The following is a 12219-nucleotide window of genomic DNA, read 5'->3' as shown; positions in this document are numbered from 1 at the left end:
GGCAGTGCCATCGAAGAAAGCCATCTGACCCTGGCCCCAGACCTCAGTCGGCGCCTGCGCGGGCAAGCGCGACAGCTCGGTGTGAGCGCGGCGAGTCTCTTTCACCTGGCCTGGGCGCAGGTGCTGGGCGGCGTCTCGGGCCGTGAGGACGTGGTGTTCGGCACGGTGATGCTGGGTCGCATGCAGGCCGGCGAAAGCATGAGCCGGGCGCTGGGTATGTTTATCAATACCTTGCCGTTGCGCGTGGACGTGGGGGCGCAGAGCGTGCGCGATGGAGTGAAGAGCACCCACGGCTGGCTGAGCAGCCTGCTCAGCCACGAATACGCCTCCCTGGCCCTGGCGCAACGTTGCAGTGGTGTGGCGGCGCCGGCGCCGCTGTTCAGTGCGTTGTTGAACTACCGTCACAGCGCCAGCGCGGCCCAAGTCCTCCCGGCGGACGTCAGCCTGGCTTGGGACGGGATCCAAGCCCTGAGCGCGGAAGAGCGCACTAACTACCCGCTGATCCTCTCGGTGGATGATTTCTCCGATGACTTTGCCTTGACGGTGCAGGCCAGCGTGCCGATCGGCGCGCAGCGCGTCGGCAATTACATGCAGGCCGCCGTTGCAAGCCTGGTGGATGCCTTGGAGTCTGCGCCCGGCTCCAGACTCAACAGCCTGTCGTTCCTGCCGGCAGTGGAGCGTGAACGGGTGGTGCTGGCGTTCAACGACACCGAGCGCGATTATCCCCGGGAGCAGCTGATTCATGCCTTGTTCCAGGCGCAGGCCGAAGCCCGTCCGGACGCGCCGGCAGCGGTGCAGGCCGGACAAACCCTGACTTACCGTGAGCTGGACACCCAAGCCGAACGCCTGGCCGGTCATCTGATCGGCCTTGGCCTGCAAGCCGGTGAAACCGTGGCACTGCTGCTGCCACGTTCGCTGGATCTGTTGATCAGTCAGTTGGCGGTCCTCAAGTGCGCGGCGGTGTACCTGCCGCTGGACGTCAACGCGCCCGCCGAACGCCAGCAGTTCATGATCCAGGACAGCCGCGCGGTGCTGGCCTTGACCCACAGCACCGAAGTGCTGGCGCCACCAGTGCCCCGGGTGGACCTGGACATCCTTGACCTTTCCCAGCAGCCGGCCCACGCCGGGCTGCGGCCCCAGTCGAGCGAAGCGCCGGCCTACATCATGTACACCTCGGGTTCCACGGGCACGCCAAAAGGCGTGCTGGTGCCGCACCGGGCGATCAGTCGGTTGGTGATCAACAACGGTTACGCCGACTTCAACGAACAGGACCGGGTGGCCTTTGCCTCCAACCCGGCGTTCGATGCCAGCACCCTCGACGTCTGGGCACCGTTGCTCAACGGCGGCTGTGTGGTGGTGGTCGAGCAGGATGTGCTGTTGTCCCAGGAGCGCTTTGCTGCACTGCTGCGCGAGCAATCGGTCAGCGTGTTGTGGATGACCGCCGGCCTGTTCCATCAATACGCGGCTGGCCTGATGACGGTGTTCGCGCAGTTGCGCTACCTGATCGTCGGTGGCGATGTGCTCGACCCAGCGGTGATCGGTCGCGTCCTGAAAGAGGGCGCCCCGGCTCATCTGCTCAACGGTTACGGTCCGACCGAAGCCACCACCTTCACCACCACCTACGAGATCAAGACGGTCGGCGAGGGTAGCATCCCGATTGGTCGTCCCTTGGGCAATACCCGGGTCTACCTGCTGGATTCGCAGCAGCGGCCGGTGCCGCTAGGCGTGCCCGGCGAGCTTTATATCGGTGGCATGGGGGTCGCGAAAGGCTATTTGAACCGGCCCGAGCTGACCGCCGAGAAATTCCTGGTCGACCCGTTCAGCCAGACGGCGCAGGCGCTGATGTACCGCACGGGTGACCTGGGACGTTTCCTGGCCGACGGCAACATCGAGTACCTGGGCCGTAACGATGGCCAGGTGAAAATCCGTGGTTTTCGTATCGAGCCGGGGGAGATCGAAGCCCGCCTGGCACAACACGATAACGTGAAGGAAGCGGCGGTGCTGGTTCGCGAAGACGTTCCCGGCGAGAAACGCCTGGTGGCCTATTTCACACTGCACGACCCCGATGACGCGGCGGATATCGAAGCCCTGCGCACTTATCTGCAAACCCGCCTGCCGGACTACATGGTACCGGCCGCCTATGTGCGCCTCGATGCCTTGCCGCTGACCGCCAACGGCAAGCTTGACCGCAAAGCCTTGCCGGCGCCGGACCAGGCTTCGATCATCAGCCGTGGCTACGAAGCTCCCGTGGGCGAAACCGAAATCATCCTGGCCCGCCTGTGGCGACAAGTCCTCAACGTCGAGCGCGTCGGGCGGCACGATCATTTCTTCGAGCTGGGTGGTCACTCCTTGCTGGCCGTCAACCTGATCGAGCAGATGCGCCAGGTCGGGTTGAGTGCGGATGTCCGCGTGCTGTTCGGCCAGCCGACCCTGGCGGCACTGGCCGCAGCGGTGGGTGGCGGCAATGAGATCGAGGTCCCGGCCAACGGGATCACGCCCGGTTGTGAGCGGATCACCCCTGACATGCTGCCGCTGGCGCCGTTGACCCAGGAGGCTATCGACCTGATCGTCGCCACGGTGCCGGGCGGTGCGCCCAACGTGCAGGACATCTACCCACTGGCGCCGCTGCAGGAAGGCATCCTCTATCACCATATTTCGGCCCGGCAGGGCGACCCCTATGTGTTGCAGGCGATGTTTGCCTTCCACAACGAGGCGCGTCTCGAGGCTTTCGCCCAGGCGCTGCAGGGCGTGATCGATCGTCACGATATTCTGCGCACAGCGGTGCTATGGGAGGGGCTGGAGCAGCCGATACAAGTGGTCTGGCGCAAGGCGCTGTTGAGCGTCGAAGCCCTCGCGCTGAAAGCTGAAGACGCTGACGCGGTGATCCAACTGCATGCGCGCTTCGACTCCCGTCATCATCGCCTGGATATTCGCCAGGCCCCACTGATGTGCCTGCGCTATGCCCATGACCCGGTCAACCAGCGCTGGGTGGCGATGCTCCTGTTCCACCACATTGCCCTGGACCATACCGCGCTGGACGTAGTGCAACAGGAAATGCAGATGCTCCTGCTCGGCCAGGCCGATCAATTGGCCGAGGCGATGCCGTACCGAAACTATGTGGCCCAGGCGCGCCTGGGCGTCAGCGAAGAAGAGCACGAGGCGTTTTTCCGCGACATGCTCGGCGACGTCGACGAAGCGACGCTGCCCTTGGGCTTGCAGCAGGTCCAGGGTGACGGTCGCGGTATCGAAGAGGCGAAGCTTGCGGTGGACGTCGGCTTGAGCCGCCGGTTGCGGGCCCAGGCGCGGCAGCTCGGGGTAAGTGCGGCCAGCCTGCATCATTTGGCCTGGGCGCAGGTGCTTGGACGGTTGTCCGGACGCGAGGACGTGGTGTTCGGCACCGTGCTGATGGGCCGGATGCAAGGTGGCGAGGGCGCCGACCGGGCCCTTGGCATGTTCATCAATACCTTGCCATTGCGGGTCAATCTGGATGAACAGGGCGTGCGCGCCGGGGTCAAGAGCACCCATGGGCGGCTGACCGCCTTGCTCGGCCACGAACATGCATCGCTGGCCCTGGCCCAGCGCTGCAGCGGCGTGGCCTCACCGGCCCCGCTGTTCAGTGCGCTGCTGAACTACCGGCACAGCGCGGCCGGTCCGACCTCGGGCGAGGCTATGAACGCCTGGCAAGGCATGGAAATTCTCGGCAACGAGGAGCGTACGAACTACCCGCTGACCCTCTCAGTGGATGACCTGGGCGAAGGTTTCATGCTGAGCGCCTTGGTCGCACAGGGGATAGGCGCGGAGCGTATTTGCGTGTACATGGGCACTGCGCTTGAGAGCCTGGTGCAAGCGCTTGAGCAAGCCCCACAAACACCGCTCAACCGCCTGGAGATTCTGCCGGAAACCGAACGCAACCAGCTGCTGGTGGATTTCAACGCCACCCAGCGGCCTTATCCGCAGGACCAGACCGTCCTGGCGCTGTTCGAGGCCCAGGCGGCGCAACTGCCGCAGGCGATTGCGGTGGTGCATGGGCAGCACCAAGTGAGTTACGGGGAGTTGAACGAGCGGGCGAATCGCCTGGCCCATTACCTGCTTGGACTGGGTGTGCAGCCGGACGACTGTGTCGCGATCCTGTTGCCACGTTCGATCGACCTGCTCACCAGTCAATTGGCGATCCTCAAGTGTGCGGCAGCCTATGTGCCGCTGGATCGCAACGCCTCGCTGGAGCGCCAGGGCTTCATGCTGGAAGATTGCCAGGCGAAGTTTTTGCTGACTTTCAGTTCCGAGGTGGTCCCCGAGGGTGCGCGTCGCGTCGACTTGGACACGCTGGATACGCCAGAAATGACTGACAACCCGGCACTGAAGCAGTCCAGCGAATCGATTGCCTACATCATGTACACCTCGGGCTCCACTGGGCAGCCCAAGGGCGTCCTGGTGCCCCATCGGGCGATCAACCGGCTGGTGATCAACAACGGCTACGCCGATTTCAATGCGCACGACCGGATCGCCTTTGCGTCCAACCCGGCCTTCGACGCCAGCACCATGGATGTCTGGGGGGCGCTGCTCAATGGCGGGCAAGTGGTGGTGATCGACCATGAATCCCTGCTCGAACCTTCGCGGTTTGCCCGGGTACTGGGCGAGGCGGGCGTCACGGTGTTGTTCGTGACCACGGCCATTTTCAACCAGTATGTGCAACTGATTCCCGAGGCCATCGGCGGCTTGCGCATCCTGTTGTGCGGCGGCGAACGTGCCGACGTGGCGTCCTTCCAGCGTTTGTTGAGCCTGGCGCCCGGTTTGCGCCTGGTGCACTGCTACGGTCCGACCGAAACCACCACCTACGCCACCACCCTGGAAGTGAAGGTCGTGGCTGCGGACGCGCAAAGCGTGCCCATTGGTGGGCCGATATCCAACACCCAGGTCTATGTGCTCGACACGCGGCAGCAACTGGCGCCATTGGGTGTGGTTGGCGAGATATACATCGGCGGCCAGGGCGTGGCTAAGGGTTACCTGAACCGAGCGGACCTGACCGCAGAGAAATTCATCGCTGATCCGTTCAGCCATGATCCCGGCGCGTTGCTGTACCGCACAGGTGACCTGGGTCGCTGGCTGCCGGAAGGCAGCTTGGAGTGCCTGGGGCGTAACGACGATCAGGTCAAGGTCCGCGGTTTCCGTATCGAGCTGGGCGAAATCGAGGCCAAACTCGTCGCCTGTGACGGTGTGAAAGACGCCGTGGTGCTAGTGCGGGCCGACGAGCCGGGCGAGAAGCGCCTGGTGGCCTATGTCATTGCCCAGCCTCAGGTCACGCTGACCGTTGCCGCGTTGCGCGAGCAATTGTCTGCCTCCCTGGCCGAATACATGGTACCCGCCGCGTTCGTGATGCTGCCGGTTTTCCCCTTGACGCTGAACGGCAAGGTGGACCGCAAAGCCTTGCCGGTGCCCCTGGCCGAGGCGTATGCCAGCCAGGCCTACGAGGCGCCCCTGGGTGAGGTCGAGCAGACGTTGGCCGGCATGTGGGCGGAATTGTTGAAAGTGGAGCGGATCGGCCGTCACGACAACTTCTTCGAGCTGGGCGGTCATTCGCTGCTGGCGATGAGACTGATCGAGCGGATGCGCCAGGTCGAGCTGTCGGTGGACGTGCGGGTCTTGTTCAATCAGCCGACCCTGCGAGCGCTGGCTGCTGCGGTGGGTGGGCACCGTGAGGTGGTGGTGCCGGCCAACGTCATCGTCGAAGGTTGTGAACGAATCACCCCGGACATGTTGCCGCTGGCGGTATTGAGCCAGGAGTCGATCGATCGGATTGTGGCGAGCGTGCCGGGCGGGGCGAGTAACGTCCAGGATATCTACCCGCTGGCGCCGTTGCAGGAAGGCATTTTGTATCACCATCTGACGGCAAAAGAGGGTGATCCCTACGTGCTGCAGACGCTGTTCGGTTTTGACAGTCGTGCCCGCCTGGATGACTTTACCCAGGCGTTGCAACGGGTGATCGACCGCCACGAGATCCTCAGGACCTCGATGGTCTGGGAAAGCCTCGACGAGCCGGTACAGATCGTATGGCGACAGGCTCGACTCAGCGTCGATGAGCTGGAGCCGGGTCACGGGGACACCGTTGCCCGGTTGTATGAGCGTTTCGATGCCCGGCATTACCGGCTGGATGTGCGTCAGGCGCCGATGCTGCGCCTGGCCATCGCCGAAGACGAGGCCAACCAGCGCTGGGTGGCGATGCTGTTGTTCCACCATATGGTGCTGGACCATACCGGGCTGGAAACCCTGGAACGCGAGATGCAGGCTCATCTGCTGGGCAAGGCTCACGAACTGGGCGCTGCGGTGCCTTACCGCAATTATGTGGCCCAGGCGCGCCTGGGTGTCGGCCAGCAGGAACATGAAGCGTTTTTCCGCGAGATGCTCGGCGACATCGAAGAGCCGACCCTGCCGTTCGGTCTGCAGGATGTGCAAGGCGATGGCTCCGGTGTCGAGGAAGTGAAACTGGCGGTGGAGGCGGGTTTGTGTCGCCGCCTTCGCGTGCAGGCCCGTCAGTTGGGCGTCAGTGCGGCGAGTGTGATGCACCTGGCCTGGGCCCAGGTGCTGGGCCGTGTCAGTGGTCGCGACGAAGTGGTCTTCGGCACTGTGCTGTTGGGGCGGATGCAGGGCGGCGAGGGCGCTGATCGGGCCCTGGGCATGTTCATCAACACCCTGCCATTGCGGGTTAGCCTGGGCGGGCACGGTGTGTACGACGGCGTGAAGGCCACCCACAAGCGGCTGACCGGCCTGCTGGGCCATGAGCATGCCCCGCTGGCCCTGGCGCAGCGCTGCAGTGGTGTGGTTGCACCGACACCGTTGTTCAGTTCGATGCTCAACTATCGCCATTGCGGGGTCGAGGTGACCGCGCAGGCGCTGACGGCGTGGCAAGGCATCGAGTCGATTGGCGGTGAAGAGCGGACCAATTACCCCCTGGCGCTGGCCGTGGACGATGAGGGCGAGGGCGAGGGCTTCAGCCTGGTGGTACAGGCGCTTGCCGGGACCGGCGCGCAACGTGTCGGCGAGTACATGCAGACCACCCTTGAAAACCTGGTCACTGCACTGGAACAGGCGCCGGATACACCCCTGTGCGAACTCACGAGCCTGCCCAACGCCGAGCGTCAGCATCTGCTGGAAACGTTCAATGCCACCGCGGTCGACTATCCGCAAGGCCTGACCTTGCACGGTTTGTTCGAGGTACGTGTTGATACGTGCCCGGACGCGGTAGCGGTGGTGTCCGACGAAGAACAACTGAGCTACGCGCAACTGAATCGTCGCGCTAATCAGGTCGCCCATCGCCTGATCGCCTTGGGCATCCGCCCGGACGACCGCGTGGCCATCTGCGTGGAGCGCGGCGTGGGCATGGTGGCCGGCCTGCTGGGCATCCTCAAGTCCGGCGCGGCGTATGTGCCGCTCGACCCGGATTACCCGCTGGAGCGCCTGGCCTACATGCTGGAAAACAGTGCGCCGACGGTGGTGCTGACCCAGCGTGCCTTGCAGGCCAGCCTGCCGAGTACCGCTGCCCGGGTCATGCTGTTGGACGCGGCCGACGAGGAGGGTTTCTCGGCGCAGCCAACCGACAATCCGCAGGTCGATGGCCTGCATGCCAATCATTTGGCCTATGTCATCTACACCTCGGGCTCGACCGGCCTACCCAAAGGTGTGATGAACGAGCACGGCGGGGTGGTCAACCGTCTGTTGTGGATGCAGGACGAATACGGTTTGAGCGCCGCGGATGCCGTGCTGCAAAAGACCCCGTTCAGCTTCGACGTGTCGGTGTGGGAATTCTTCTGGCCGCTGTTCAGCGGCGCGCGGCTGGTGATGGCCCGTCCTGGTGGGCATCGCGATCCGGCGTATCTGCGCGAGGTGATCCAGACCCAGGGCATCACCACGTTGCACTTTGTGCCGTCGATGCTCGATGTGTTCTTGGCCCATGGCGAGGCGAGCGAGTGCGAAGGTCTGGTGCGGGTGATGTGCAGCGGCGAGGCCTTGCCGGGGCATCTGGTGCGGCGCTTCAAGGCGCAACTGCCGCAGACCGGCCTGTACAACCTGTACGGCCCGACCGAAGCAGCGGTGGATGTGACCGCGTGGGACTGCGCGGGCGCCGATACACCGGACAGCACGCCGATCGGCAAGCCGATTGCCAACACGCGGATCTACCTGCTCGATGCCCATCGACAGCCAGTGCCCATGGGCGTGGCCGGGGAGATTTACATCGGCGGGGTCCAGGTGGCGCGGGGTTACCTGCACCGTCCGGAATTGACTGCCGAGCGCTTTCTCAAGGATCCGTTCAGCAGCGCTGCGAATGCGCGGATGTACAAGACCGGTGACCTGGGTCGCTACTTGCCGGACGGCAACATCGATTACCTGGGGCGCAACGACGACCAGGTGAAGATCCGCGGCTTCCGCATCGAGTTGGGCGAGATCGAAGCGCGGCTGGCGCAACACGACGCGGTGAAGGAAGCCGTGGTGCTGGCCCGTGAAGAGGTGCCCGGCGAGAAACGGCTGGTGGCTTATTTCACGACGCATGCTGCCGATGAGACTGCTGACATCGAAACCCTGCGGGCTCACCTGCAAGGGCAATTGCCTGAATACATGGTGCCGAGCGCGTATGTGCGGCTTGACGTCTTGCCCCTGACGCCAAATGGCAAGTTGGACCGTAAGGCGTTGCCGGCACCGGACCTGGCTTCAGTGGTTACACGGGAATACGAAGCCCCGCAAGGCGACGTCGAAGCGGCCATCGCCGGGATCTGGCAGGACTTGCTCAATCTCGAACAGGTCGGTCGTCACGACAATTTCTTTGAACTGGGCGGCCACTCGTTGCTGGCCGTGAAAATGATCGAGCGCATGCGCCAGGTCCAGCTGAGCGTCGATGTGCGCGTCTTGTTCGGCCAGCCGACGCTGGCGGCACTGGCCGCCGCGGTCGGCGGATACCGTGAAGTCGCCGTGCCGCTCAACGGCATCCCGGATGGCTGCACACGTATCACCCCGGACATGCTGCCGTTGGCCGAGCTGGATCAGCCTTCCATCGATGACATTGTCGCGAGGGTGCCGGGTGGAGCAGCGAACGTCCAGGACATCTACGCCCTGGCGCCGTTGCAGGAAGGAATCCTGTATCACCACCTCGCCGCAGCCCAGGGCGATCCCTACCTGCAACACGTGATGTTTGGTTTTGACAGTTTCACCCGCCTGGAACAGTTCGCCCAAGCGCTGCAAGCCGTCATAGCCAGGCACGATATCCTGCGCACCGGGGTGCTCTGGGAAGGTTTGCCCGAGCCCATGCAAGTGGTTTGGCGTGACGCTCGATTGAGTTTCGAGTCGGTTGCGCTGGATCCGGCCGCGGGTGATATAGCCACCCAGTTGCACCAGCGTTTCGACCCGCGGTTCTATCGCCTGGACATCCGCCAGGCACCGATGATGCAGATTGCCTATGCAAAAGATCCGGCGAATCAACGCTGGGTGGGCATGCTGTTGTTCCACCACCTGGTGGACGATGTCACGTCGCTGGCGGTGCTGTCGGCTGAAATCGAGGCGCACATGCTCGGCCAGGCACACCGGTTGTCCGCGTCGGTGCCGTACCGTAACTACGTGGCCCAGGCTCGCTTGGGTGTGAGCCGCGAAGCCCATGAAGGGTTCTTCCGCGACATGTTGGGCGATGTCGACGAACCGACGTTGCCGTTCGATTTGCAGGATGTGCAAGGTGATGGCAGCGGCATCGAGGAAGTTCGCCAGGACGTCGAGGCTGACCTGAGTCGCCGGTTGCGGGTCCAGGCTCGTCAGCTTGGTGTGAGTGCGGCGAGCTTGTATCACCTGGTCTGGGCGCAGGTACTGGGCAAGGTGTCGGGCAAGGACGATGTGGTGTTCGGCACCGTGCTGGTCGGACGGATGCAGGGCGGCGAGGGCGCCGATCGCGCACTGGGGATGTTCATCAATACCTTGCCGTTGCGGGTAAGCCTGGGGGCGCAAGCTGTGCGCTCCGGGGTCAAGGCGACTCATGAACGACTGACCGCCTTGCTCGGCCACGAGCACGCCTCGTTGGCACTGGCGCAACGCTGCAGCGGCGTGGAGGCACCGACGCCGTTGTTCAGTGCCTTGCTCAACTACCGCCACACCGCCACGGCGGTTTCGGTCGAGGCGCTGTCGGCCTGGAACGGTATCCAGGTGCTCAGTGGCGAAGAGCGGACCAACTACCCGTTGATGTTGTCGGTGGATGATCAGGGCGAGGCGTTCAGTTTCTCCGTCATGACTCCCGCGCGCATTGGTGCGCAGCGCCTTTGTGGCTATGTGCGGCATACGCTGGAAAGCCTGGTCCGGATGCTCGAGCAGACGCCGGAAGCCCCGCTGCATCGGCTGTCGATCCTGCCGGCCACGGAAAGTGACCAATTGCTGGTGACGTTCAACGCCACCGAAGCCGATTACCCCCGGCAGCAGACGATTCATGGGTTGTTCGAGGATCAGGTGCAACGCACGCCGGCTGCCATTGCGGTGATCCGTGGTGGGCAGCGCCTGAGTTATCACGAGCTGAACGAGCGAGCCAACCGGTTGGCGCATTACCTGCGCAAGCAGGGCGTGCAGCCGGATTCGCGGGTGGCGATCTGCGTCGAACGTGGCATCGACATGGTCGTGGGATTGCTGGCGATTCTGAAGGCGGGCGGTGGTTATGTGCCGTTGGATCCGGCGTATCCGCTGGATCGGATTGCCTACATGCTCAAGGACAGTGCTCCGGCGGCGGTGTTGGCGCAGGCGGCGACCCTTGAATTGCTGGCAGAAGCGTCGATGCCCGTGATCAATCTCGACAGCGGGCTCTGGCAGGACGAGTCCGCCTTGAATCCAGAAATTGCTGGGCTGACTTCGGCGCATCTGGCCTACCTGATCTACACCTCCGGTTCGACCGGTCTGCCCAAGGGCGTGATGATCGAACACCGCAACACGGTGAACTTCCTCACTTGGGCGCACCGTTCGTTCGATGCTGAAACCTTAGGGAAAACCCTGTTCTCGACCTCGTTGAACTTCGACCTGGCGGTCTATGAGTGCTTCGCGCCGCTGACTTCGGGTGGCAGCATCGAAGTCGTCACTAATGTGCTGGAACTGCAACAGGGCGAGCACGACATCACCCTCATCAACACCGTACCTTCGGCGCTCAAGGCCTTGCTGGAGTCGGGCGGGCTGGGTGAGGGCGTCGACACGGTCAACGTCGCCGGTGAAGCACTCAAGCGCAGTCTGGTGGAGGCGCTGTTTGAACAGACCCAGGTCAAACGCCTGTGCAACCTCTACGGCCCTTCGGAAACCACGACCTACTCCAGTTGGGTATCGATGGCCCGCGAGGATGGTTTCGCCGCACACATCGGCAAGCCGGTGGCGAATACACAGTTCTACTTGCTGGATGAGCACCAGCAACCGGTGCCACTGGGCGTGCCAGGAGAAATCTACATCGGTGGTGCCGGCGTGGCTCGCGGCTACCTCAATCGCGACGACCTCACTGCCGAGCGATTCCTCAAGGATCCGTTCAGTACCAACGCGAATGCCCGGATGTACAAGACCGGCGACTTGGGCCGCTACCTGCCAGACGGCAACATCGAATACCTGGGCCGCAACGACGACCAGGTGAAGATCCGTGGTTTCCGCATCGAACTGGGGGAGATCGAAGCCAAACTCGCCCAGTATCCAAACCTCAAGGAAACCGTGGTCCTGGCCCGGGAGGACGTACCGGGTGACAAACGCCTGGTCGCCTACTTCACCCAACATTCGAACGAAACCGCAGACATCGAGGCCCTGCGCACACACCTGCAAACCCGACTGCCAGCCTATATGGTCCCAGCCGCCTACGTACGCCTCGAGGCGTTGCCACTGACCCCCAATGGCAAGCTGGATCGCAAGGCGTTGCCGGCACCGGACAGCAACGCGTACTCCACGCGTCCCTACGAAGCCCCCGAGGGCGAAGTAGAGACCAAGCTTGCATCGCTGTGGGCAGAGTTGCTCAAGGTCGAGCGGGTCGGCCGTCACGACCACTTCTTCGAGTTGGGTGGACACTCGTTGCTCGCGGTGACGCTGATCGAGCGCATGCGCAAGGACGGTATGGAAGCCGATATCCGGGTGTTGTTCGGTCAACCCACGCTGTCCCAAGTGGCCGCCGCAGTGGGCGACGTGCAACGAATTGTCGTACCCATGACGAAAATCCCCACGCTGACGCGCAAACGCAGCATCTGA

General features: G+C 63.5%; 1 protein-coding gene (running past one end of the window). It reads left to right on the top strand.

Going from position 1 to position 12219, the window contains the following annotated elements; genetic code table 11:
• Positions 1 to 12219: the 3' portion of a non-ribosomal peptide synthetase gene (locus tag CD58_RS15495; RefSeq protein WP_025213911.1), read on the top strand. The gene continues 960 nt to the left of window position 1, outside the view; the window shows 12219 of its 13179 coding nt (coding positions 961-13179); its start codon lies off the left edge, out of view; its stop codon occupies positions 12217 to 12219.

Origin of the sequence: Pseudomonas brassicacearum, assembly GCF_000585995.1 — a bacterium.
GTDB lineage: Bacteria > Pseudomonadota > Gammaproteobacteria > Pseudomonadales > Pseudomonadaceae > Aquipseudomonas > Aquipseudomonas brassicacearum_A.
Note: the sequence above shows the minus strand (reverse complement) of the source record. Positions and strands in the feature narration are given on the sequence as shown.